Below are 22,883 nucleotides of genomic sequence, written 5' to 3'. Positions count from 1 at the left end.
ACTCGGATGCGTCACCATTTCGAAGCTCTTCAGAAGACACGGGCCAACCACGTGCCTTTGTCACCTTTGTCCTTCCTGCGCCGCGCCGAAACCCTGCACGGCGCGCGCACCGCTGTTATCTATGGTGACATCCGACGAAGCTGGGCGGACACTGCCGCCCGTATTCGCGCGGTGGCCAGTGGGTTGGCCGCGCTTGGGGTGCAGAAAGGCGATACGGTCTCGGTCCTCAGCCCGAACATCCCGGAACTGTTTGAGCTGCATTTCGCCCTGCCCTTGACCGGAGGGGTGCTGAATGCGCTCAACACCCGGCTCGAGCCCGAAACCATCGCCTATATTCTGGATCATGCGGACACCAAGCTGGTGATCGTGGACCGGGAACTGGTGCCGCTTCTGTCCAAAGCCTTTGATCTGCTGGGTCGCACAATACCTGTGGTCGAAATCGCCGATCCTGCCGCCACTGGTCAGAGCCTTGGCGGCCAGACCTATGAGGCGCTTACCAAGGCCCCGCCCCTGCCTATCGATCTGCCCGATGATGAGTGGGACGCGATTGCGCTGAACTACACCTCAGGCACCTCGGGTCGCCCCAAGGGTGTCGTCTATCACCACCGCGGCGCTTACCTGATGGCGCTGGGTACGGGCACCGCGTGGCAGATGCCGCCCTATCCGGTCTACCTATCCGTTGTGCCGATGTTCCACTGCAATGGCTGGGGCCATCCCTGGTTGATGGCAATGCTCGGCGGGACGGTTGTATTTACACGCATCCCGGCCGCAGACCGTATTCTGGAGGCGATCCGCACCCATGGTGTGACCCATTTCGGTGCCGCCCCCATCGTTCTGCAAATGCTGGCCGAAGCCGAAATCGACGCTGCCCCGTTTGATCCCGCAATCCGCGTGCTGACCGCAGGCGCGCCTCCGCCCCCTTCGGTCTTGGAGAAGACCCGCGCGATGGGGTTTGACGTCATGCAAGTCTATGGCCTGACCGAGACTTACGGCCACATCTCGCAATGCCTCTGGCAGGAGGAGTGGAACGATCTCAGCCCCGCGGAACAGGCTGAATTGCAAGCGCAACAGGGCATCGCCTTCCCGATGGTCGAAGAGGTCACGGTGATCGACCGCGACAGCGGCGCGCCGGTGCCGCGCGATGGTGCCACACAAGGTGAGATCGCCATCCGGGGCAACACGGTCATGGCCGGGTACTACAAAGACGCCGAGGCGACCTCGAGCGCCTTCAAGGACGGCTGGTTCTGGTCCGGCGACGGAGCTGTGATGCATGAAAACGGCTACATCCAGATCCGCGACCGGCTGAAGGACGTGATCATCTCGGGTGGCGAAAACATCTCATCCGTCGAGGTCGAAGCGGTGCTGTATCGCCATGACGCAGTGCAGGCCGCCGCCGTGGTCGCAATGCCGCATGAGAAATGGGGCGAGGTCCCCTGCGCCTTTATCGAATTGCGCGACGGGGCCGAGGCAACCGCCGAGGATATCATCGCTTTCTGCCGCGATCATCTGGCCGGGTTCAAGGCCCCAAAAGCGGTTGTTTTTGAAACACTTCCCAAGACCTCAACCGGCAAGATCCAGAAGTTCCAACTGCGCGACCGTGGCAAAACACTGTCGCTTTGACGTATCTCTGCCCGGGTTTCTCCAACGAAACTCGGGCAAAGCTTCAAACCTTGGCAAACACGTCTCGGTTCTGTCTGGGAAATCATGGTGCTGCTGGAGAGAATTGAACTCTCGACCTCTCCCTTACCAAGGGAGTGCTCTACCTCTGAGCTACAGCAGCATCGTGGGCGGGTGATTAGACTCAAACGAAACGCGGCGCAAGGGTGTCTGGACGGTTTTTTTCGCCTCCTGTAGAGAAAGACCATGGCAGACAAAGATACACCTAAAAAACACGGCAAATCCGGTGATGCGCGGGAAGAGCGGCTGAAAGCGGCGCTCAAGGCCAACATGGCGCGGCGCAAGGCGCAGGCCAAGGCGCGGGCAGCCTCGGATGACAAAGCCGACAAGGACGAGGGATAAGAGCAGATGGATTCGATTCTAGTAACGGGCAACGGCCCGCTGAACGGTCAGATACCGATTGCGGGGGCCAAGAATGCGTGCCTGACGCTGATGCCCGCGACACTTCTCAGCGAAGAACCGCTGACGCTGACCAACGCGCCACGCCTCAGCGACATCAAGACCATGACAGCGCTGCTGCAATCGCTGGGGTCCGAGGTGTCCGCGCTGCAGGACGGTCAGGTGATCGCGATGTCCAGCCATGATCTGACCAGCCAGACGGCGGACTATGACATCGTGCGCAAGATGCGGGCCTCAAATCTGGTACTGGGGCCGTTGCTGGCGCGATTCGGGCAGGCGGTCGTGTCGCTGCCGGGTGGCTGCGCCATTGGCGCGCGGCCGATGGATTTGCATGTCGAAGGGCTTGAGGCGCTAGGCGCCGAGATCGAACTGAAAGACGGGTATCTGCACGCCAAGGCTCCGAGTGGGCTGAAAGGCGCGGTGCACGAGATGCGCTTTGCCTCGGTTGGGGCGACCGAGAACATCGTCATGGCTGCAACCTTGGCCAAAGGCACCACCGTCCTGAAAAACGCCGCGCGCGAGCCAGAGATTGTCGATCTGGTCGAGTGTTTGCGTAAGATGGGCGCTCAGATCTCGGGCGAAGGGACGTCGACGATCGAGATTCAGGGCGTCGACCGCCTGCACGGTGCCACCCATCAGGTGGTGACGGACCGGATCGAATTGGGCACCTATATGCTGGCCCCTGCGATCTGCGGCGGCGAGGTAGAACTGCTGGGCGGGCGCATGTCGCTGGTCAGCTCCTTCGTGGAAAAACTCGAAGCCGCAGGCGTCAGCGTTTCGGAAACCGAAAAGGGCCTGAAAGTTGCGCGCAAGAATGGTCGCGTGCGGGCCGTGGACGTGGTCACCGAGCCTTTCCCCGGCTTCCCCACCGACCTGCAGGCGCAGATGATGGCGCTGATGTGTACGGCCGAAGGGACCTCGGTTCTCGAGGAGCGCATTTTCGAAAATCGCTTCATGCACGCGCCGGAGCTGACCCGCATGGGTGCGCAGATCGAGGTGCATGGCGGGACGGCCACGGTCACCGGGGTTGAGCAGCTGAAAGGCGCGCCGGTTATGGCCACAGATCTGCGGGCTTCGGTCTCGTTGATACTGGCAGGTCTGGCGGCAGAAGGCGAAACAACTGTCAGCCGGGTCTATCATCTGGACCGCGGATATGAGCATGTGGTGCGTAAACTGGAAGGCGTGGGTGCCAAAATCGAACGGATCAAGGGCGAATGACAGACGCAAGTTTTGAAGACGGCCGCGAAGCGCCGCTGAATCTGGGCGCCGAAGACGGTGATGACCTGCAGGTGATCTCGTCGCTTGCGCAGGATGCGGTGTTCCCAGTGACCGAGATGAAGTGGCAACCCTCGCAGCGCCGTTTCGGGCTGTTGCTGAACCGCTTTAGGTGGGAGGACAAGGATGCCGCCACGCGCCGCGACCGCCCATTTGAGCGCGTGCAGTCGGTTCTTGTGTTCGACTCGGTGTTGTCGGTCGCCAGTCAAGGGATCGACCGCCGCGACACGGATATGGTGATGTCGCTGCTCTCGGTCGATTTCGAGGCCGGCGAGGACGGCGCAGGCCAGATCCTGCTGACCCTTGCGGGCGACGGCGCGATCCGCCTGACGGTCGAGGCAATTGAAGCCACCCTGAAAGACGTGACGCGCCCCTATCAGGCTCCCTCGGGTCAGGCACCGCATCATCCAGAATAAACGCGGCATATCGCAGGCCTTCTCTGGACCCGCCTCGGGTCTGGAGCTGCGCCGTGCGACCGTGTTCGATGTGTTCCAGATCAGCCAGGTGCTGATCCGCTCTATCACCCATCTCTGCGCCGCGGATCACCACAAAGACCCCGAACTTGTGGCGTTGTGGACCGCCAATAAAGACCCGCAGACCGTTCGCGGCTGGATACAAAGCGGCTCGGATATCTGGGTGGCTGAGCTAGACGGACAGATCGTGGCCGTCGGAGGGCTGCGCCACGGTTCGATGATCTCACTGCTTTATGTCGATCCCGGCCATGTGCGGCGTGGTACCGGGCGGGCCCTGCTGGCCAGGCTGGAAAAGGAGTTGGCGGATCAGGGCTGCGCACAGGCCTATCTGGATGCAACACACACAGCACGGGCCTTCTACCTCAGATATGGCTGGGTTTCGGCGGGTGATGAGGAAGAGTGGCACGGTATGACCCAATTCCCCCTGCGCAAATCGCTGCACCCGGCCGAGAAGGGTTGAGACCAACCCTTACGGGCGATATGTCCCCGTGAAACGCTCCGGAGTGCCAGATCATGCCCGTTTTCCTCGACACCACCTCGCCCGAGTTTGAAGCCGCCTTTCAAACGCTTCTATCGGCCAAGCGCGAAGACAGCCCGGATGTGGATGCGGTGGTGGCTGGAATCATCGACGATGTCCGCAGCCGTGGCGATGCAGCGGTGATCGAGCTGACCGCGAGATTCGACCGGTTGGAACTGACGCCCGAGACACTGGCGTTTTCGGCTGACGAAATTGCCGAGGCGGTCGCACAGGTAACTCCGGAAGACCGCGCCGCGTTGGAACTGGCGGCAGAGCGCATCCGCGCCTACCACGAAAAGCAGATGCCCGAAGACCACCAGTGGACTGATGAGACCGGGGCGACGCTCGGCTGGCGCTGGTCGGCTGTCTCGGCGGCGGGTCTTTACGTGCCGGGCGGTTTGGCCTCCTACCCCTCGTCCGTTCTGATGAACGCAATCCCGGCCAAGGTGGCAGGGGTTGAGCGGCTGGCCATCGTCGTGCCCACGCCGGACGGGCAGGCAAACCCGCTGGTCCTACTGGCCGCGCAACTGTCCGGTGTGGATGAGATCTATCGTATCGGCGGCGCGCAAGCGGTTGCCGCGCTGGCCTATGGCACTGAAACGATAGCTCCGGTCGACAAGATAACCGGCCCGGGCAACGCCTTTGTCGCCGCAGCCAAACGCCGGGTGTTCGGCAAGGTCGGAATCGACATGATCGCGGGTCCGTCGGAGATCCTCGCAATTGCTGACAAGGACAATGAGCCCGACTGGATCGCGTTGGATCTGCTCAGCCAGGCCGAACATGATGAAAGCGCGCAGTCGATCTTGATCACAGACGATGCCGAGTTCAGTCAGGCCGTGGCGCAGGCGGTCGAAAAACGCCTTGAGACCCTACAGCGCCGCGCCATCGCCGGCGCCAGCTGGCGCGACTTTGGTGCGATCATCACCGTGCGCGATCTGGATGAGGCCGCCGCTTTGTCGAACCGCATCGCGCCGGAGCATTTGGAACTGTGCGTGGCCGACCCGGTCGCGCTGAGCGAAAAGACCATCCACGCAGGCGCGATTTTCCTTGGGCAGTACACACCCGAAGCCATCGGAGACTATGTCGGCGGCCCCAACCATGTGCTACCGACAGCACGGTCGGCGCGGTTCTCATCCGGCCTCAGCGTGATGGACTTCCTAAAACGCACCACCCTAAGCCAGATGACCCCAGAAGCGCTGCGCGCGATCGGCCCCGCAGCCGAGACCTTGGCGCAATCGGAAAGCCTCGAGGCGCATGGTTTGTCCGTCACCGCACGTCTGAACCGGCTGAACGGCTGATGGGACGCAACGATCGCCAGCTTGTGGCGTTTCTGTGCGTTGCCCATTGAAATCCATTGTTATAGGTCTGAGCAGACGTGAAGGATAGTGACCGTTAAAATGACCCGTATCTCGCATATCGAACTGGATGACCGGAACCTGCCCCCGCCGACCCCTGAGATCGAGCAGGAGCGTAAGGTCGCCATCTATGATCTGCTTGAGGAGAACAGCTTTGACCTTCCTCAGCGGGATGATCGCGCCATTCCTGATGGCCCCTATCACCTGCAGCTTTCGATCCGCGACAAACGTCTGGTCTTTGATATCAGCACCGAAGACAGCCAGAAAGCGGCTGAATTCCACCTGTCCCTCGGGCCGTTCCGGCAGGTGGTGAAGGACTATTTCCAGATCTGCCAAAGCTATTTCGACGCGGTCAAATCTCTGCCGCCCAGCCAGATCGAAACCATCGACATGGCCCGGCGCGGCATTCACAACGAAGGCAGCCGGGTTCTGCAGGAACGACTGGAAGGCAAGGCCGACGTAGACACCGACACCGCCCGACGCCTGTTCACGCTGATCTGCGTGCTACATTTCGGAGGCTAACGGGTGACGCCTCTGCCGCAGTCCATTCTGTTCTGTTGCGACCACAACTCGGTTCGGTCTCCGATGGCCGAAGGCATCATGAAAAAGTTCTACGGCACCGGCACCTATGTGCAATCCGCTGGCGTCCGCAACGATCTGGACATTGACGGCTTCTGCATCGCGGTCTGTCAGGAAATGGGCGTTGAACTGTCCCGCCACCGCACCCGATCCTTTGACGAGATGCAGGAATGGGGCGACGACCTCAGCTCGTTCGATCTGATCGTCGCTTTGTCCCCGGCCAGTCAGCGCAAAGCGCTGGAGCTGACCCGGATTTTCCACCTCCATGTCGATTATTGGCCAATAATGGACCCTACCGGGATGGGCGAGACACGGGAATCAAAGCTACATCACTACCGACAGACCCGCGATCAGATCATAAATCATCTGAAAGACCGCTGGGGCGAACCAACGGAGTGACCCATGAACCAGACCGTGAAGACCTATTTCGACGCCTTCAACGCCGGTGATGTCGATGGCATGCTGGCCTGTCTGTCCGATGACGTGGCCCATCATGTGAACGAAGGCCAGATCCGCGTCGGCAAAGAGAAATTCGCAGCTTTCTGCGCCCATATGAACCGCTGCTACGAAGAGAACCTGACCGATATCGTGGTGTTCGATGCCGAAGGTGGCACCCGCGCTGCGGCCGAGTTTATCGTCAACGGCACCTATCTGGAGACCGACGAGGGCCTGCCCGAGGCGCATGGCCAGACCTACCGCCTGCCTGCAGGCTCGTTCTTTGACCTGCATGACGGCAAGATCACCCGCGTCACCACCTTCTACAACCTTGCGGACTGGACCAAACAGGTCTCGAATGGCTGAGGTTACATCCGTCCGGCCCCTGACCGGAGCGGCACTTGAGGCCGCTTTGGACGACGTGGCGCGACTGCGGATCGAGGTGTTTCGGTCCTGGCCTTACCTCTATGATGGCGACCTGGAATACGAGCGCAACTACCTGCAATCCTATCGCGACAGTGACAAGGCCATCGTTGTCGGTGCCTTCGACAATGACCGCCTGATCGGAGCCTCGACGGGTGCGCCTCTGACCGACCACGCCGACGATTTTGCCACCGCGTTTCAAGGTACAGGTCTAGATCTGTCACAGATTTTCTACTGTGCCGAATCCGTCCTTCTGTCCGACTACCGAGGCCAAGGCGTTGGTCACAAATTCTTCGATCAGCGCGAGGCCCATGCCCGCGCACAGGGTTTCACCAAATGTGCCTTCTGCAGCGTCCAACGCCCAGCAGATCACCCCATGCGGCCCGCAACCTATCGCCCACTTGATACGTTCTGGAGATCCCGCGGCTACGAACCATTGCCCGGAGCCATCGCGCAATTCTCGTGGAAAGATGTCGGGGACGAGGGCGAGACGCTCAAGCCATTGCAGTTTTGGATCCGAGATTTGTCAGCATGAGCCTTGCCGGCAGTCTCTGGTGCTATAGCCAATCAACGCAGGCTTGAACTGCAGCAACGTTCTTAGGAAGTCTTGAAAGACACGCGAGGCAAAGTTCTCAAGCTCAGCGCTTTCTACTGATCAAACCGTATTTGACGGCCCAGCCGCGGAGAGACCTAGTTTTACGCTTTTTTGGGGTCACGCTGTCTTTGCTTTGCGCGCCACCTTTTCGATTAAACTCATAAACGTCAATGACACGTTCCGCGCAGCCGCAGGCCTCGCCCATGCCGACCTTGGCGAAATAGAACTTCTCGAAGCTTTCCGGCTTTTGCATGGTGTCCTCCGGGCTCGATTAAACCACATGGGCCTGAGACCTCCAATTCACTTTGTCGTCGTTTCGTCCGACCGCAAGGTTGGGCCTGTACACGCCTGGGCATCGTCACTTAGTGTCCCGACAAATCAGTACCGAAGGACGGATTCATGAGAGTCGCCACCGCCGCCTATGACCTCGACTGGCTCGACAGTTGGGCGCAGTATGAGGACAAGCTGAACGCATGGGTGGCGCAGGCCGCCGGGAACGGGGCTGAGTTGCTGGTCTTTCCCGAATACGGCGCAATGGAGCTGTCGACGCTGGACGGGGCCGACGTGGCGGGTGATCTGGAACGGTCGATTCAAGCGGTCTCGGACCGGATAGAGGATGTGCAAAACCTGCACCGGCGCTTGGCGAAGGAATACAAGACGTACATCCTCGGGGCCTCAGCACCAGTTGCGACAGGTGTGGGGCGTCCGGTGAACCGGGCTGAACTTTATGCGCCGGACGGGGGCCAGGATCATCAGGACAAACAGATCATGACCCGGTTCGAGCGCGAACAATGGGACATCGCCCCCGGCGGCCCTCTTAAACTGTTCGACACGGCGTTGGGCAAGATCGGCGTACTGATTTGCTATGACAGCGAGTTCCCCCTGCTGGGCCGCGCGCTGAGCGAAGCGGATCTGATCCTTGTCCCCTCCTGCACCGAAGCGCTGGCCGGATATTGGCGCGTGCGCATCGGGGCGATGTCGCGTGCCTTGGAAAATCAATGCGTTACGGTTATGGCGTCCTTGGTGGGGAACAATGACTGGTCGGAAGCCGTGGATATGAACACCGGGACGGGCGGTATTTTTGGCCCACCTGACAAAGGCTTTCCACAGACAGGCGTTCTGGCCGAAGGGGTGTTGAACCAAACGGGCTGGACCTATGCCGATATCGACCTGAGCGATATCGCCGATGTCCGCGCCGACGGGCATGTCCTGAATCGAACCCACTGGGACGAGCAATCCCCCCGAGTCGAATCTGTCACATTCTCCGCGCTTTAATGATTCCGCCCTTGAAATAAGGGAAAAATAGGCTCATTTAAGCGAACATCCTCGCAGATTCTGCGAGTGCAACGTAATGATGGAGACAACATGGCCAAGGAAGATACGCTCGAATTTCCCGGTGTCGTGAAGGAACTCCTGCCTAATGCGACGTTTCGGGTCGAGCTGGAAAACGGCCATGAGATCATCGCACATACGGCAGGCAAGATGCGCAAGAACCGCATCCGTGTTCTGGCAGGCGACAAGGTTCAGGTCGAGATGACCCCTTACGATCTGACCAAGGGTCGGATCAACTACCGCTTCAAGTAACGCCCTACCTCATGGCGTTTATCCTCGGATCGGGCAGCCCAAGGCGGCTGGACCTGCTGGCGCAGCTTGGCGTGCAGCCCGATGCCGTGCGCCCTCCTGACATTGACGAAACGCCCTTGAAGGGTGAGCTTCCGGTTCCCTATTGCAGCCGTATTGCGCGCGAAAAAGCGCAGTCCGTTCAGGCGGATAGTGCAGATATTGTCTTGTGCGCAGATACCACGGTGGCGCTGGGGCGTCGCATTCTGGGCAAACCCGAAAACGCAGGCGAAGCAGCCGAGTTTCTGCACGCTCTGTCCGGGCGTCGGCATCGGGTCGTGACATCGGTCGCGGTGCGCTGCGGAGGTCGGGTTTTGCAGCGAGACGTGGTCTCTCAGGTCAAGATGAAACGCTTATCGGATGTCGAGGTGAACGCCTATCTTGCGACAGATGACTGGCAGGGCAAGGCGGGCGGTTATGCCATCCAAGGTCTGGCTGGGGCGTTCATTCCCTGGATTTCCGGATCGTTCACCGGCATCGTGGGCCTGCCCCTGTCCGAGACCGCCGCACTTTTGCAGGCAATCGGCTACCCATTGTACAGAGAGGCGCCATGAAAGGCCGCACAATCGTTCTGGACCATATCGAGGGCCGCGAAGCAGCCGCGTTGATGGTCGACGGCAAGCTCGACGATTTTCTGATCGCCGGAGACGCGCCGCCTCCCGGCACGATCTACCGGGCCCGCGCAGATCGCCCGGTCAAAGGCCAAGGCGGCATGTTCCTCACCACACCGGACGGGCCCGCCTTTCTGCGTCAGGTCAAGGGCCTCGCACCCGGAGCGCTTCTGCTGGTGCAGGTGACAGGTTTTGCTGAACCGGGCAAAGCCGTTCCGGTCACCGATCGCGTTCTGTTTAAAAGCCGCTATGCGATTGTCACGCCCGAGGCTCCGGGCCTGAACATCTCGCGCAGCATCAAGGATGAGGATGAGCGCGACCGCCTGCTGGAAATCGCCCACGAGGTCATGGGTGACAGCGCCTATGGCCTGATTCTGCGGTCATGCTGCGTTGGTGCGGATGCAGATGACATCGCCGAAGACATCGGTGCCATGCTAACGCAGACCGAACAGGTCCTGAACGATCCGGGCACCGAGCCTGAAACCCTGGCCGAGGGCGACGGCCCTCATATTCTGGCATGGCGCGATTGGACCGAACCTGCGGATGTCGTAACCGAGGCCGGTGGCTTCGAACATTACGGCGTTCTAGACGCGCTGGACATTGCCCTAGGCATTGCAGAGCCTCTGCCGGGCGGAGGGCATCTATACATCGAACCCACCCGCGCGCTTATTGCGGTGGATGTAAACACCGGAGCCGACACTTCGCTCGCAGCCGGCACAAAGGCCAATTTCGCCTGCGCCAAGACCCTTCCACGCGCCCTTAGGGTTCGTGGTCTGGGCGGGCAAATCACTATCGACATGGCCCCGATGCCCAAGAAAGACCGTCGCGGTCTTGAACAGGCCCTACGCGCCGCGTTCAAGGCGGATGGGATCGAAACAACGCTCGCAGGCTGGACGCCGCTGGGCCATTTCGAGCTGCAACGCAAACGTGGGCGTATCCCTCTGAGCGAGGTGCTGGAATGACTTGCCCGATCTGTCAGGAAAAGACGGTTTCCAAATACCGCCCGTTCTGTTCCAAACGCTGTGCGGATCTGGATCTGGCGAAGTGGCTGAACGGATCCTACGCCGTGCCCTCGCAACGCGAAGAGGATATCGAAGACGCGATTTCAGAACCCGAAGACATCCCCCGCCGTCCACACTGAAAAAATGTCAAAAAGCCTCTGGACACTGCTTGGTGCAAGTCATAGAAGGCCTCCACCCAATGGCAATTGCCGTTCCCGTGCCCGGGTAGCTCAGGGGTAGAGCAGTGGATTGAAAATCCTCGTGTCGGTGGTTCGATTCCGCCCCCGGGCACCATTCCCAACAGGTAAGCTACTGTTTCCCTTCAGCTTTAATTGGAGCTGACCAAGGGCGTAGTACATGCTGGAGAGCAAAACCGTTCCCTTCTCATTTGTGAAAGCAGGGGGCTTGTACTTCACACAGCGGGTACCGAAAGACCTCGATCACCATTATACCACCGGATAAATATCGTTTTCGCTGCGGACAAGATCAGCGGCGTCCGCAAAGTCCCGAGCGCAAAGAACTTCTCAGCAATTGGATGATCACTGGTATCATCTATGTATCCAATACGTAGACCTACCGGGTAAGCATCTTCTGAGGATGACTGCCCTCTCTGGATGAGACGAGACTAGGTCCCGTCAGATTCACTAAACTTTCGACTCTATGATGTTTTGTATTCCAGACTTAGGGGATGCTTACCCTATGGGCCAGCGATGACCGCAGCGCCCAGTTCTGAGCGGTCAATATTTTCAGGGGTGACTGGAAACGAAGTCCAAACCGATATCAAGGCAGGGTGCGCTGTGGGTGATCCAGCCCATGGAAATCAGATCGACCCCGGTTTCAGCCACGACGCGCACGGTGTCGGGTGTGATCCCGCCGGAGGCTTCGGCAATGGCTCTCCCATCAATCATACCCACTGCTTCGCGCAAGGTGGCCGGCGTCATGTTGTCGAGCAGCACAGCATCGGCACCAATTTCCAAAACCTGTTCCAACTGCGCGAGTGTATCGACCTCGATCTCGATCTTGATCATATGTCCGACCGTTTGTTTCGCGCTGGTCAGGGCCGGGCCGACGCCTCCGGCAATGGCGATGTGGTTGTCCTTGATGAGCACCGCGTCGCTTAGGGAATAGCGGTGATTCATGCCTCCGCCAGCGCGTACGGCATATTTTTCCAGCGCGCGCAGACCCGGGGTTGTCTTGCGGGTGCAGGCGATCGAGACATGCGTGCCTTCGACACGGCGCACCAGATCAGCGGTCGCGCTGGCAATGCCCGAGAGATGACCCATGAAATTGAGCGCGGTCCGCTCAGCGATCAGCAGGCTGCGGGACGGCCCTTGGAATGTTGCAATCGGCGCGCCGCTCGAAACCGAGTCTCCGTCGTTCACATGGCGAGTCATAGTAATGGCGGGATCAACCAAGGCGCAGGCCAGTTCGGCACAGTCCAGACCGGCGATGCAACCGGGTTGACGGGCGCAGGCCACAACCTCGGATCGATGATCTGATGGAATGACGGCGGCAGAGGTGACATCGCCCGCCAGACCGAGGTCTTCATCCAGAGCGCGGCGGATCATCGGCTCAAACATCGTGCGCGGCAACGGGGTAAGGGGCATGGCGGTCATGGATCAGGCTGTCCTCAGCTGGCGTTCTTGGTCGACCGAACCCGCATGCGACAGGATTTCGGTCATATTCATCTGGTTTGATCGCGGATTAGTCTCTGGTTCGGGGGAATCGCCACGATAGTGCCCGCCGCAGGAGCCCCGACGCTGTTCGGCGAAAACCGCGATTGCAAACGCCACGAGGGCCGGGTCCGAAGTTGGCCCACATGACTGAACATGCGGCAAAAGGTTCGCGATCGCGTTCCGCATCCCGGCCCCATGCCGGATCACACCCAGATGCCCCGACATCATCGGCCGGACAGCGCCGGGATCGGGATCAGGCAACGCAGCGGGGTTGGGGACAAAAGCCCGGTCTCGCATCTTGCTGGCCGCAACATCGCTGGCGGCGCGACGAGCCATTACAACAGCCTCGAGCAGAGAATTGCTGGCAAGGCGATTGGCCCCGTGCAAGCCGGTCGCTGCACATTCACCGATGGCCCACAACCCGGGCAGCGTGCTCTGGCCGGTCTGGTTAACGGCAATGCCACCCATGTGGTAGTGCGCAGCAGGGCGTATCGGAATCGGGTCGCGCGCTGGGTCGATACCTTGGGCTGCGCACAGGGCCTGAATGCTCGGAAATCGTTTGGCAAAGCCTGCGCCCAGCGCCGCGCGGGCGTCAAGAAACGCGCGCCCTCCGCCTGCGATGACCTGATGCACAGCGCGGGCCACCACGTCCCGTGGGGCCAGTTCGGCATCCGCGATATGTGCCATGAACCGCTTGCCTTTCTGGTCGATCAGAGTTGCCCCCTCGCCCCGCACCGCCTCGCTGATCAGGGCCAAGGGTGCTTGGGAGGTGGCCAGCGCGGTCGGGTGAAATTGTACGAATTCCATATCGCGCAGAGCTGCGCCTGCACGTGCGGCCATCACCAGCCCTTGCCCGAAATTGCCGGATGGGTTGGTGCTGGCGTCGAACAGACCCCCGCAGCCACCTGTCGCCATGATGACCTGAGCGGTTCGCAATACGGCCGCTTGACCCATCGCTTGCAGATGAACTCCGGCAACGCACCCGTCGGCGGTCACAATACGCCGGGCTTCGACGCCCGTGAGGCAGGTGATTGAGGGGCAATTCTGCACGGCGCGGGTCAGAGCGGACATGATATCGGCCCCGGTTCGGTCGCCGCCGATATGCAGAATACGGCGATGGGAATGCGCGGCCTCGCGCGCCAGGGCAAATGTGCCATCCTGCGCCCTGTCGAAGTGAATGCCGTATCGCTCAAGCACAGCGATCGCCTCGGCGGCCTCTGACAGGATGCCTGAGGCGACAGTTGCATCACATAGCCCATCTCCGGCCCGCAGCGTATCAGCCAGATGCCAGACAGGATCGTCATCAGCACCCAGCGCCGCTGCAATCCCGCCTTGCGCCCAGGCACTTGAGCATTCCTGCCCCAGCCCGGCGCGAGTGATCAGCACCACGGGCTGCGGCGCCAGTTCCAGTGCGGCCACCAGCCCTGCGATACCGCCACCGATGATGGCGACCCTATCATGGAGCCCCTCAAGCCGGATCATTTCACGGCCAGCATCCGCTCGACCGAACGGCGCGCATCGTCGGCGATGGCGGGATCGACGGTGACTTCGTGACGCCCTAACTCCAAAGCCTCGCGGATATTGCGCAGACTGATGCGCTTCATGTGCGGGCACAGATTGCACGGTCGCACAAACTCCACGTCTGGATGGTTCAACGCCACGTTGTCGCTCATGGAGCATTCGGTCAGAAGGCAAACTCTTGCAGGTTTCTTTTCGCCGACGAAGTCCGACATCACGGCGGTAGAGCCTGAGAAATCCGCCTCGGCCACGACCTCGGGTGGACATTCCGGGTGGGCCAGCACCGTGACACCCGGCCATGCCTCGCGCATAGCCCGAATGTCGTCCGGAGTGAACAGCTCATGCACCTCGCAATGCCCGTGCCAGGCGATCAGTTCGACATCGGTCTCTTTGGCGACGTTCTTGGCAAGGTACTCATCCGGTATCATCAACACACGCGGCACCCCGAGGGACTCCACCACTTTCACCGCGTTGCCCGAGGTGCAGCAGATATCTGAGGCAGCCTTCACCGCGGCCGACGTGTTAACATAGGTGATCACCGGCACACCCGGATGGGCTTCGCGCAACAGTGCGATATCTTCGGGCGTGATGGAATCTGCCAGCGAACATCCCGCCCCCGTATCCGGAATCAGCACGGTTTTTTCTGGGTTCAGCAGCTTGGCGGTTTCGGCCATGAAGTGCACACCGGCCAGTACAATGACGTCAGCGTCGACCTCAACGGCTTCGCGCGCCAGGGCGAGGCTGTCGCCCACGATATCGGCCACGCCGTGAAAGATCTCGGGCGTTTGGTAATTGTGCGCAAGAATGACGGCATTCTTCTGCCGCTTCAGGTCGAGGATGGCTTCCAGATCCTCTTCGTACTGCATCCATTCAGCTGGCGGAATGATTTGCTTAACCCGGTCATACAACTCTGGCAGGCGGAAATCTTTCATTGGCTCCTCCATTTATACTCGATTCGAGTACATTCGAGCCGTGATTATTCTCGATTCGAGATTATGTCAAGCACAACTCAGGATTTGGACAGAGGCAGTCTTGCGCCCGACAGCATGCGGGCCTCAAGAATGGCGGGTCGGTACCGGAACAATCGCGCTGGGCGGCCGCCGGTGCCGCTCGAGATTTCGCCCGTTTCTTCAACCAGTTCCTGCTGGTCGATCTGGCGGCGGAAATTGGGTTTGTGCAAGTGCAGACCCGACAGCGCCTCGACCGTGCGCTGCAATTGAAGCAGGGTAAAGCTTTCGGGCATCAGCTCGAACACGACCGGAGAATATTTGATCTTGGCCCTCAACCGCGAAATGCCAGTGGCAAGGATGCGGCGGTTGTCGCCCGCCATGGGCAGGCCAAACTCGGGCACATCGACCAGACCGGCCTCATACATCAGCTCATAGCGCTGCAGAACCAGTTCCTCGTTCCACGTCTTTCCGTTCAGACCGAACAGATAGTCGATACGCTGTGACTTGAGCGGATCTGCCCCTGCCCAAGCCGTCAGGCGATCAGCGATACGCGGCACTTCCTCGGGGATGCTGTCGCGATGGTCTTCCCAGGGGAAGTACCGGTACCAGCTGCGCCAGGACGGGCGCCCTGCTCCGGCTGCATCCTGTTCGCGCACCAGCCCTAGATAGCTGATCGAAATCCGCTGCGAGGTTTCTACATCCCCAGACCGAGGATCGCGATCCCTGTCCGCAAAGGTATAGAGTTGCTCAAGATAACCCACGGGATGGCCGGTCTGCGCCTCGATCCAAGCGCGCAAACTGCTCTGCAGGCTGCGATGAGAAGACTCGAACGGCCCCGATGGCAGCGCCTCACCCCCCTGCAAGGTCATAACACGCGGCTGGTTGTCGGTCACGGCGACAAGGATTGCGATTAGTTCGGCAGGGGCTAGTCCGCTGGGCAAGAAGGTACCTGTGTATTGCGCAATGCCAGTCGTTGACATCGTGTTTGATTTCTAACCCAGATTTCAAACCTTTGCTTGAGGAAAATGCCATGGCGCCAACACCGACCTCAAAATGGGGTTTTCGCCGATGATTGAAGGTATTTCCGGCAATTGCAGTGGCGACCCCGGCAGGATTCGAACCTGCAACCTGCCCCTTAGGAGGGGGCTGCTCTATCCAGTTGAGCCACGGGGCCGTGCAAAGCCCTCTCTACCTTTGTTTTTTCGGCTTGTCATGGGGTTTACTGTGGGTTTGCTGTAGGCGTGCTGAACAGTTGTAAACTGCAGGGTGTTTACGCTAGCATCAGATAAAACAACAACGCAGGTGCCTTCCGTGAACACAGAAACAAAACGCCCGCTTACCCTTCGCGATGTCTCTGAGGCCTCTGGGGTATCCGAGATGACGGTCAGCCGGGTCCTGCGCAATCGGGGCGATGTGTCGGATGCGACGCGCACCCGCGTTTTGGCCGCTGCGAAGGAACTGGGCTATGTGCCCAACAAAATCGCAGGCGCGCTGGCCTCAAGCCGGGTCAACCTGGTGGCGGTTATCATTCCATCCCTGTCCAATATGGTTTTTCCCGAGGTCCTCACCGGCATCAATCAGGTGCTTGAGGACACCGATCTTCAGCCTGTGGTCGGCGTCACCGACTACTTGCCTGAGAAAGAGGAAAAAGTGCTGTATGAGATGCTCTCATGGCGGCCCTCGGGGGTAATTATTGCCGGGCTCGAGCATACAGACGCGGCGCGGGCGATGCTGGATTCGGCCGGAATTCCAGTGGTTGAGATCATGGATACCGATGGCAAACCGGTTGATGCGATGGTCGGGATTTCTCATCGTCGTGCGGGGCGCGAGATGGCACAGGCGATCCTGAAAGCGGGTTATGAACATATCGGCTTCATGGGCACCAAGATGCCTCTGGACCACCGGGCGCGGAAACGGTTCGAAGGTTTCACCGAGGTTATGGGCAAGCACGGGATCGAGATCGAGGATCGGGAGTTCTATTCCGGCGGCTCGGCTCTGGCCAAGGGGCGTGAGATGACGCAAGCTATGCTGGAACGCTCGCCCGATTTGGATTTCCTGTATTATTCCAACGATATGATCGGCGCGGGTGGTCTGTTGTATCTGCTAGAGCAAGGCATCGACATTCCCGGCCAGATCGGCTTGGCAGGTTTCAACAACGTCGAACTTCTGCAGGGCCTGCCCCGCAAACTGGCGACGATGGATGCCTGCCGACTTGAGATCGGACAGCAAGCGGCCAAGATCATCGCCACGCAGCTTGACGATCCGAATGCCGAGATCGAGACCCGCGTGACTCTGACCCCCAAGGTCAACTTTGGGGATACGCTGAAACGGCGCTGATATTATGGCGCTGAAACAGCTGGACAACCGCACGGCGCGGGCGATCTTCATGGATCGCCACGCGCTGGCCGAACCTCCTTCGGGCGGCTCCAAGGGCACCGATCTGCTGGATTTGATCCAGAGGCTGGGCTTCGTTCAACTCGACAGCATCAATACGGTAGCGCGCGCGCATGACATGATCCTGTTCTCGCGCAGGCCCAGCTATCGCAGCGGGAACCTCAAGCGTTTGTATGAGCGGGACCGGGCGCTGTTTGAACACTGGACCCACGATGCCGCCGTCATTCCGATGGAGTATTACGCGCATTGGCATCTGCGGTTTCAGCGCGATGCGGATCTGCTGAAATCGCGGTGGAAGAACTGGCGTCGGGATGGGTTCGAGCAGCAGTTCGAAACGGTTCTGAGCCATATCCGCGATCATGGACCTGTGTCTTCGTCCGACGTGGGGAAGGATGAAAAGAAGGGCTCGGGCGGGTGGTGGGACTGGCACCCGTCCAAGACCGCGCTTGAGTATCTGTGGCGCTCGGGCGCGCTGACCGTTGTCGGGCGGGAGGGGTTTCAGAAACGCTATGATCTGACCGAACGGGTTATCGAAACGCATCTCTGCCCCGGTCAGCGACCCTATGACGCCGAGGCGACGGTTGATTGGCTTTGCAATGCGGCGCTGGACCGGCTTGGCTTTGCCACTTCGGGTGAGCTGGCCGCGTTTTGGGATACCGTTAGCGCGGCTGAGGCTAAGGCCTGGTGCGCCCAAGGGTTGCAATCAGGCGCACTAGAGGAGGTCGAGGTCGCTTGCGTCGACGGACGCCTTCGCAAACTGTTTACCCGCCCCGATCTGACCGATGGCTTGAGCGATCTGCCCGCACCAACAGGCCGCATCCGAGTTCTCAGCCCATTCGATCCGATGCTGCGTGACCGGAACCGGGCCGAGCGGCTGTTCGGTTTTCACTACCGGATCGAAGTCTTCGTGCCCGAGGCCAAGCGGACCTACGGTTACTATGTTTTCCCGCTTCTGGAAGGCGACAAGCTGATTGGCCGGATCGACATGAAAGCCCATCGCGACGAAGGCGTTCTGCGCGTCAAAGCCCTCTGGCCGGAGCGCGCGATACGCTGGTCGGATGCGCGCAAGCGACGACTGGATTCCGAATTGGACAGACTGCGCCGGTTTGCCGGTCTTGATACGGTCGAATTTGCCAATGACTGGCTGAAAGAGACTAAATAGACTCTATTCTGCGTCCGTCAGGGTCAGGTGAATGGGCTCCAACCCAACTATCCCACCTTCAATTTCATCCCCTGCTGTAACCGGCCCTACCCCGGCGGGGGTGCCTGTCAGGATCACATCGCCGGGACGCAAGTGATAGAAACCGGACAGGTGGCAGATGATCTCATCAATTTTCCAGATCAACTCATGCAAAGTCGCGTCTTGCCTAACCTCGGCGTTGACGTTCAGGTGAATGCGCTTGTTGTCCTCTGGGGACCACTCGGCGGCTCGGGTCAAAGGCGCAAAGACAGCGCCGTTCTCCACATCCTTGCCCAGATCCCAAGGGCGCTGTTGGTTGCGCTCGCGGATCTGAAGATCGCGACGGGTCATATCCAGCGCGCAGCCATAGCCAAAGACTGCCTCCCACGCCTCTGCAGGGGTGGCGCGGAACAAGGGGCGACCGATGGCGACTGCCAGTTCCATCTCGTGGTGCTAGTTTTCGGTCCCCGGCGGGTATGGCACGCTCGCTCCAGTCAGAATGGCGTTTGCGGACGACTTGGTGAAATAGAACGGTGCCTCACGATCTACCTCGTGGCCCATTTCAGCGGCATGCGCCGCATAGTTCCGCCCAACGCAGAAAATCCGACCGATGGGATAGGTCGCCTGTTCGCCGACCACGGGGATGGAGATTGGTTCGGGTAGTGAAAACAGATACGGCATGATGATCCCCTGAGTGTTGCGCCGCGCAGCTTATCGTCTGGCACGCAACTGGCAAGCCGTCGCGATGCGCCGGTTCACGCCGACATCTGCGGCGTGATCTGGCGCAAAGCCGCCCAATTCCTACCGCGGCGCATCTGGGCGTATGAATCCCTTGGAAACAGGTAAAATCGGGCTAAATCGCCTAGTAGATTTGAGAATTGATGGCACCCTCACCACCTGCCCGGCACAGAAGTTCTGCCGGAAAGATCAATACGACTGAAGTGACCTGAAGATACCTCTTGCGGACGCCTCAACATGTCCGCATTGGGACGTGAACGTATCGGAGACGGCAGGCGAAGACACCCATCCCCCTGGGAGTTTCGCCCGTGTTAGACCCTGTTTCAGGGCTGACGCGCCCTCCGACACGTGGGCCGGGCCGTCGGGTAAGACGACACGCAACGGCCTTGGGCCAGGCACAGAATCCAACCCGGGTCTGGCCACCCCGCCGGAGAATTCCCCCTACCTTCTCCGGCGGGGTTTTAGCTCAGCGGCTCACTCTTTGAAATTTTTCAGCTCGTTGAGGATATCCAGAAGCGTTTCATGCTTTTCGGGACCAAGATGCGCGCGCATGCGATCGGCCTGTTGAACAATGCCCGTCAGATTGTCCTGAATGATCTGTTCGCCCTTCGCGGTGATCTCGACGATCTGACGTCGTCGATCTTTGGGGTGACAGCGGCGCTTGATCAGGCCCTTGTCTTCCAGTTTTTGCAAGATGCGCGTCAGGCTGGGCAACAACAGGCATGCCCGTTCGGATATATCGGTCGGCTCGCTTGCACCTTCTTCTTTCAGAAGGCGCAGCACGCGCCATTGCTGCTCGGTCACCCCGGCATCAATCAGCAATTTGCGAATGGGGCCCATCACCCTTTCTCGGGCGCGCAACAAAGCGATGGGCAGGGATCGCGACACCAATGGGAGTTGATCGGACATGCTGAATCATCGCTGAAAAAGCAGGAAGTCTCAAGTCGCCCTGAGAGGAAAGGCTCGTAAGACTCTGATAGCTATAGGTTTAAATCCACTACTGGTGAGCTAAACCCGCATCGCCTCGGCGGCTTTTGCATATCCACCAGAAGCCCCATCCACGAAATGCACATGATCGTCCCGCATGGCTGAGGGGACAAAGCAGGTCATCATCGCCTCATCCTGTACGTGCAGGCCGTAGCGTATTTTGCCGCGGCCGCGGGCTTCATCCAGCATACGCTGGAGGCGGTCCAACGTGGCAGGGTCACAGTCCAGCGTCATTTTCAGACCATCGTCGAATTTGCGGTAGTCCGCGTTTTGGCTGACCATGCGCCGATAGTGACCGGGTTCGAACTGCCCCAACCGCTTGCCCGTAAGAAACAACAGGGCGATCAACAGGTTCTGCCCGAGCAGTTTCAGTTTTTGCGCAAACAGATTGCCCCCGGCGCGCGAGACATGGGCATCCAGCCCAACATCCGGCGGCGGCCATGTCATCGGAGGTCCGTTTTCAGGAACCGGATGCCCCGAACGATCCAGTTCGGCGGCCATGGTGACAACAGATTGCGCCAGATCCGCAAAATCCCGCTCGGTCGCCTGGGCCGTCGGCTGCACCACGACCGAGACGATCTGGCCATGCTGCGCAGGGCTGTTAGACCAGCGGCAGGACAGGCCGTCCAGATTTGGCTGCGCGTTGGGCGCGGCGGGGTCGACCGAATAGTGCCCGGATTTCATCTGCGCCTCGGCCCAAGCCAGACCTCCTCCCGCGAACATGGCATAGTCCACACCGGTAGACGGGGCATAGCGCGCCACCCTCAGGTCTTTCCCGGCTTTGCGCAGTTCCGCCACCGGGACCAGGGCCGCGCGCAACGGCATCTCAAACTCCTCTTCGGCCCAGCGCCGCAGGGTTGCCAACGCTCCAGCCGCGATATCCGCCGCACTGGGTGGCACGGCGAAGCCTGCCCCATCGCCACCAAAGACATATGGGAAAGGCTTGTTTTCCAGAGCGTTGATCATGGCCGAGATCACCGCAGCACCGACCATGTTGACGGTTTTGTACCGTCCCTGGGCGATCTGCGCGGTCGAATCCACGATGTCGGCAACACCCACAACCCAATCGTCCGGAACCGAGGCAAACTGCGCCGGGTCCGACAGAAGGGTAAAATCGCGCCAAAGCGGCAGGGACTCGTAAAAATCTGAATGGAGGTCTTTCATCGTCCCCCCTTTGTTCCAATTGGAGGTTAAGCTAGCCCGAATGTGATCGCTGTCCTACCCTTGCAACATAGTACACGTGCTTGTGCGTTTTGCCACGGCGTGCCAATCAGGGCGGTGGAAATGCGCAGGAAAGGGCCGTTCATGCAGGCTGGTTTGGTTGTACTATGTCTGGCTTATGTCCTGAGCCAGTTTTTTCGCGCGTTCCTTGCCGTTCTCAGCCTTGATCTGGCGCGCGATATCGGAGCCTCGCCCGAGGATCTGGCCTTTGCCTCGGGCCTGTGGTTTCTGGTCTTTGCCGCGATGCAGCTACCGGTGGGCTGGGCGCTGGACCGCATTGGACCACGGCTCAGCGCATCCGTTCTGTTGATGATCGGCGGGGCCGGAGGGGCGCTTGTTTTTGCTGCCGCCACCAACTCGCTGCATGTCAGCATCGCGATGGCCCTGATCGGTGTTGGCTGTTCCCCGGTTCTGATGGCCTCGTACTTCATCTTTGCGCGCGAATATCCTCCGGCTCGGTTTGCTACGCTTGCGGCGCTGATGTTGGGCGTCGGGTCGGTTGGCAATCTTGTTGCGTCCTACCCAACGGCGCTAGCTGTCGAGCTGATGGGTTGGCGCGCCACGATGGTTGGGTTGGCGGTTCTGTCCGCCGCAATCGCTTTGGGCATCTGGTTCAGCGTGCGCGATCCGAAAAAGGTAGAGACCGACCACAAAGGATCTCTACTGGACTTGCTGAAAGAGCCTGCCTTGTGGCTCATCCTGCCACTAATGCTGGTCGCTTACGCCCCGGCGGCTGCACTGCGCGGGCTTTGGGCGGGGCCATACCTGAACGATGTGTTCAACCTGACCACCACGCAAATCGGCACGGCCACGTTGGTGATGGGAACCGCAATGATCGCGGGAACTTTTGTCTACGGCCCGTTGGACCGTCTTCTGGGCACCCGCAAATGGGTGATTGTCGGAGGCAATGTCCTCTGTGCGGCTGCGCTTGGGCTTTTGTGCCTATGGGTCGACAACGCTGTTTGGGTGTCCGTCGTGATGTTGTCGCTGATCGGGTTTTTGGGCGCGAGCTTTCCAGTCATAATGGCCCATGGTCGCGCCTTCATTCCGCCGCATCTGACTGGGCGCGGCGTGACCTTGCTGAACCTTTTCGGCATCGGCGGCGTAGGGCTTGCGCAATTTGCCACCGGGCAAATTCACGCCGCCTATGCGGGCTCAAGCCCCACGGCCCCCTACACGGCGATATTCGGCTTTTTCGCTGTGACCCTTGCCATTGGATGCGTGATCTATCTATTCAGCCGGGATAGCGTCGACTGACG

Annotated in this window: 26 protein-coding genes, 3 tRNA genes and 1 pseudogene; 20 read left to right on the top strand and 10 right to left on the bottom strand. The window is 60.0% G+C overall.

Features of this window, described 5'->3' with window-relative positions; all coding sequences use genetic code 11:
- The first annotated feature begins 6 nt into the window (after positions 1-6).
- Positions 7-1,620 (top strand): AMP-binding protein, encoded by a 1,614-nt coding sequence (locus ACR0C3_RS19030; protein WP_480759944.1) that lies wholly within the window; start codon positions 7-9, stop codon positions 1,618-1,620.
- An 85-nt stretch (positions 1,621-1,705) separates the two neighbouring features.
- Here ACR0C3_RS19030 and ACR0C3_RS19025 read toward each other — a convergent pair.
- A tRNA-Thr gene (locus ACR0C3_RS19025) sits at positions 1,706-1,780 on the bottom strand.
- An 83-nt stretch (positions 1,781-1,863) separates the two neighbouring features.
- Here ACR0C3_RS19025 and ACR0C3_RS19020 point away from each other — a divergent pair.
- The 9 genes from ACR0C3_RS19020 (at position 1,864) to ACR0C3_RS18980 (ending at position 7,668) form a co-directional block, all read left to right on the top strand.
- The gene (locus ACR0C3_RS19020; RefSeq protein WP_170379886.1) at positions 1,864-2,019 is read left to right on the top strand and encodes a hypothetical protein; all 156 of its coding nucleotides are present in this window, start codon (positions 1,864-1,866) and stop codon (positions 2,017-2,019) included.
- A gap of 6 nt (positions 2,020-2,025) precedes the next feature.
- Positions 2,026-3,294: a UDP-N-acetylglucosamine 1-carboxyvinyltransferase gene (gene murA / locus ACR0C3_RS19015; protein ID WP_480759943.1), complete on the top strand. Its 1,269-nt coding sequence runs from the start codon at positions 2,026-2,028 to the stop codon at positions 3,292-3,294.
- A complete protein-coding gene (locus tag ACR0C3_RS19010) occupies positions 3,291-3,767 on the top strand; it encodes a DUF2948 family protein (RefSeq protein WP_170470878.1) in 477 nt (158 codons plus the stop codon). The genes murA and ACR0C3_RS19010 overlap by 4 nt, the downstream gene beginning before the upstream one ends.
- Before the next feature lie 61 nt (positions 3,768-3,828).
- A complete protein-coding gene (locus ACR0C3_RS19005; RefSeq protein ID WP_480759942.1) occupies positions 3,829-4,284 on the top strand; it encodes a GNAT family N-acetyltransferase in 456 nt (151 codons plus the stop codon).
- 53 nt (positions 4,285-4,337) lie between these two features.
- Positions 4,338-5,639 (top strand): histidinol dehydrogenase, encoded by a 1,302-nt coding sequence (gene hisD, locus ACR0C3_RS19000; RefSeq protein ID WP_480759941.1) that lies wholly within the window; start codon positions 4,338-4,340, stop codon positions 5,637-5,639.
- 99 nt (positions 5,640-5,738) lie between these two features.
- The gene (locus tag ACR0C3_RS18995; protein ID WP_170379879.1) at positions 5,739-6,218 is read left to right on the top strand and encodes a UPF0262 family protein; all 480 of its coding nucleotides are present in this window, start codon (positions 5,739-5,741) and stop codon (positions 6,216-6,218) included.
- A 3-nt stretch (positions 6,219-6,221) separates the two neighbouring features.
- On the top strand, positions 6,222-6,674 hold the full coding sequence (locus ACR0C3_RS18990; protein WP_480759940.1) for an arsenate-mycothiol transferase ArsC: 453 nt from the start codon (positions 6,222-6,224) through the stop codon (positions 6,672-6,674).
- A 3-nt stretch (positions 6,675-6,677) separates the two neighbouring features.
- Entirely contained in the window at positions 6,678-7,076 is a 399-nt protein-coding gene (locus tag ACR0C3_RS18985; protein WP_475217216.1) for a ketosteroid isomerase-related protein, read from the top strand.
- Positions 7,069-7,668 (top strand): GNAT family N-acetyltransferase, encoded by a 600-nt coding sequence (locus ACR0C3_RS18980; RefSeq protein WP_480759938.1) that lies wholly within the window; start codon positions 7,069-7,071, stop codon positions 7,666-7,668. Before ACR0C3_RS18985 ends, ACR0C3_RS18980 begins: the two co-directional genes overlap by 8 nt.
- Positions 7,669-7,771: 103 nt before the next feature.
- Here the strand turns inward: ACR0C3_RS18980 and ACR0C3_RS18975 are convergent, their stop codons facing one another.
- Positions 7,772-7,981, bottom strand: a complete 210-nt coding sequence (locus ACR0C3_RS18975; protein WP_480759937.1) for a hypothetical protein — start codon at positions 7,979-7,981, stop codon at positions 7,772-7,774.
- Positions 7,982-8,127: 146 nt separating this feature from the next.
- On the opposite strand from ACR0C3_RS18975, the gene ACR0C3_RS18970 reads away from it, so the two are divergent.
- From ACR0C3_RS18970 to ACR0C3_RS18940, 7 genes are all read left to right on the top strand, one after another.
- A complete protein-coding gene (locus ACR0C3_RS18970; protein ID WP_480759936.1) occupies positions 8,128-9,003 on the top strand; it encodes a carbon-nitrogen hydrolase family protein in 876 nt (291 codons plus the stop codon).
- Positions 9,004-9,093: 90 nt separating this feature from the next.
- Positions 9,094-9,312, top strand: coding sequence for a translation initiation factor IF-1 (gene infA, locus ACR0C3_RS18965; protein WP_005978431.1), 219 nt, complete (start codon positions 9,094-9,096; stop codon positions 9,310-9,312).
- Positions 9,313-9,323: 11 nt separating this feature from the next.
- Positions 9,324-9,902, top strand: coding sequence for a Maf family protein (locus ACR0C3_RS18960; RefSeq protein WP_480759934.1), 579 nt, complete (start codon positions 9,324-9,326; stop codon positions 9,900-9,902).
- Entirely contained in the window at positions 9,899-10,921 is a 1,023-nt protein-coding gene (locus tag ACR0C3_RS18955; protein WP_480759933.1) for a ribonuclease E/G, read from the top strand. Before ACR0C3_RS18960 ends, ACR0C3_RS18955 begins: the two co-directional genes overlap by 4 nt.
- Positions 10,918-11,100 carry a DNA gyrase inhibitor YacG gene (locus ACR0C3_RS18950; RefSeq protein WP_170462961.1) on the top strand — a complete coding sequence of 61 codons (183 nt, stop codon included), beginning with the start codon at positions 10,918-10,920 and terminating at the stop codon, positions 11,098-11,100. Before ACR0C3_RS18955 ends, ACR0C3_RS18950 begins: the two co-directional genes overlap by 4 nt.
- A gap of 79 nt (positions 11,101-11,179) precedes the next feature.
- Positions 11,180-11,254: transfer RNA gene (locus ACR0C3_RS18945), tRNA-Phe, on the top strand.
- Positions 11,255-11,422: 168 nt separating this feature from the next.
- Positions 11,423-11,578, top strand: coding sequence for a DUF6538 domain-containing protein (locus ACR0C3_RS18940; protein ID WP_480566303.1), 156 nt, complete (start codon positions 11,423-11,425; stop codon positions 11,576-11,578).
- 128 nt (positions 11,579-11,706) lie between these two features.
- Here the strand turns inward: ACR0C3_RS18940 and nadC are convergent, their stop codons facing one another.
- The 5 genes from nadC to ACR0C3_RS18915 form a co-directional block, all read right to left on the bottom strand.
- Positions 11,707-12,576 carry a carboxylating nicotinate-nucleotide diphosphorylase gene (nadC, locus tag ACR0C3_RS18935; RefSeq protein WP_480759932.1) on the bottom strand — a complete coding sequence of 290 codons (870 nt, stop codon included), beginning with the start codon at positions 12,574-12,576 and terminating at the stop codon, positions 11,707-11,709.
- Between the two features lie 3 nt (positions 12,577-12,579).
- The gene (locus tag ACR0C3_RS18930) at positions 12,580-14,118 is read right to left on the bottom strand and encodes an L-aspartate oxidase (protein WP_480759931.1); all 1,539 of its coding nucleotides are present in this window, start codon (positions 14,116-14,118) and stop codon (positions 12,580-12,582) included.
- Complete coding sequence (gene nadA, locus ACR0C3_RS18925; protein WP_480759929.1) at positions 14,115-15,086, bottom strand: quinolinate synthase NadA; 972 nt, start codon at positions 15,084-15,086, stop codon at positions 14,115-14,117. The genes ACR0C3_RS18930 and nadA overlap by 4 nt, the downstream gene beginning before the upstream one ends.
- Positions 15,087-15,163: 77 nt before the next feature.
- The gene (locus ACR0C3_RS18920; RefSeq protein WP_480759928.1) at positions 15,164-16,084 is read right to left on the bottom strand and encodes an NUDIX hydrolase; all 921 of its coding nucleotides are present in this window, start codon (positions 16,082-16,084) and stop codon (positions 15,164-15,166) included.
- 117 nt (positions 16,085-16,201) lie between these two features.
- Positions 16,202-16,278, bottom strand: a tRNA-Arg gene (locus ACR0C3_RS18915).
- Positions 16,279-16,415: 137 nt separating this feature from the next.
- Between ACR0C3_RS18915 and ACR0C3_RS18910 the strand changes: the two genes are divergently transcribed.
- Together ACR0C3_RS18910 and ACR0C3_RS18905 are read left to right on the top strand one after the other, a co-directional pair.
- Complete coding sequence (locus tag ACR0C3_RS18910) at positions 16,416-17,441, top strand: LacI family DNA-binding transcriptional regulator (RefSeq protein ID WP_170380279.1); 1,026 nt, start codon at positions 16,416-16,418, stop codon at positions 17,439-17,441.
- 4 nt (positions 17,442-17,445) lie between these two features.
- On the top strand, positions 17,446-18,660 hold the full coding sequence (locus ACR0C3_RS18905) for a winged helix-turn-helix domain-containing protein (protein WP_480759927.1): 1,215 nt from the start codon (positions 17,446-17,448) through the stop codon (positions 18,658-18,660).
- A 3-nt stretch (positions 18,661-18,663) separates the two neighbouring features.
- Here ACR0C3_RS18905 and ACR0C3_RS18900 read toward each other — a convergent pair.
- The 3 genes and pseudogenes from ACR0C3_RS18900 to ACR0C3_RS18890 all read right to left on the bottom strand — a co-directional run bounded on the left by ACR0C3_RS18900 (position 18,664) and on the right by ACR0C3_RS18890 (position 21,567).
- Positions 18,664-19,359 (bottom strand): annotated as a pseudogene (locus tag ACR0C3_RS18900) (fumarylacetoacetate hydrolase family protein).
- A 531-nt stretch (positions 19,360-19,890) separates the two neighbouring features.
- Complete coding sequence (gene hpaR / locus ACR0C3_RS18895) at positions 19,891-20,325, bottom strand: homoprotocatechuate degradation operon regulator HpaR (RefSeq protein WP_170380277.1); 435 nt, start codon at positions 20,323-20,325, stop codon at positions 19,891-19,893.
- A 99-nt stretch (positions 20,326-20,424) separates the two neighbouring features.
- On the bottom strand, positions 20,425-21,567 hold the full coding sequence (locus ACR0C3_RS18890) for a DUF3095 domain-containing protein (RefSeq protein WP_480759925.1): 1,143 nt from the start codon (positions 21,565-21,567) through the stop codon (positions 20,425-20,427).
- Between the two features lie 141 nt (positions 21,568-21,708).
- Here ACR0C3_RS18890 and ACR0C3_RS18885 point away from each other — a divergent pair, with 141 nt between their 5' ends.
- A complete protein-coding gene (locus ACR0C3_RS18885; RefSeq protein WP_480524318.1) occupies positions 21,709-22,881 on the top strand; it encodes an MFS transporter in 1,173 nt (390 codons plus the stop codon).
- Positions 22,882-22,883 lie beyond the last annotated feature (2 nt).

The sequence above is a fragment of the Ruegeria sp. CK3 genome (assembly GCF_056536565.1).
Note: the sequence above shows the minus strand (reverse complement) of the source record. Positions and strands in the feature narration are given on the sequence as shown.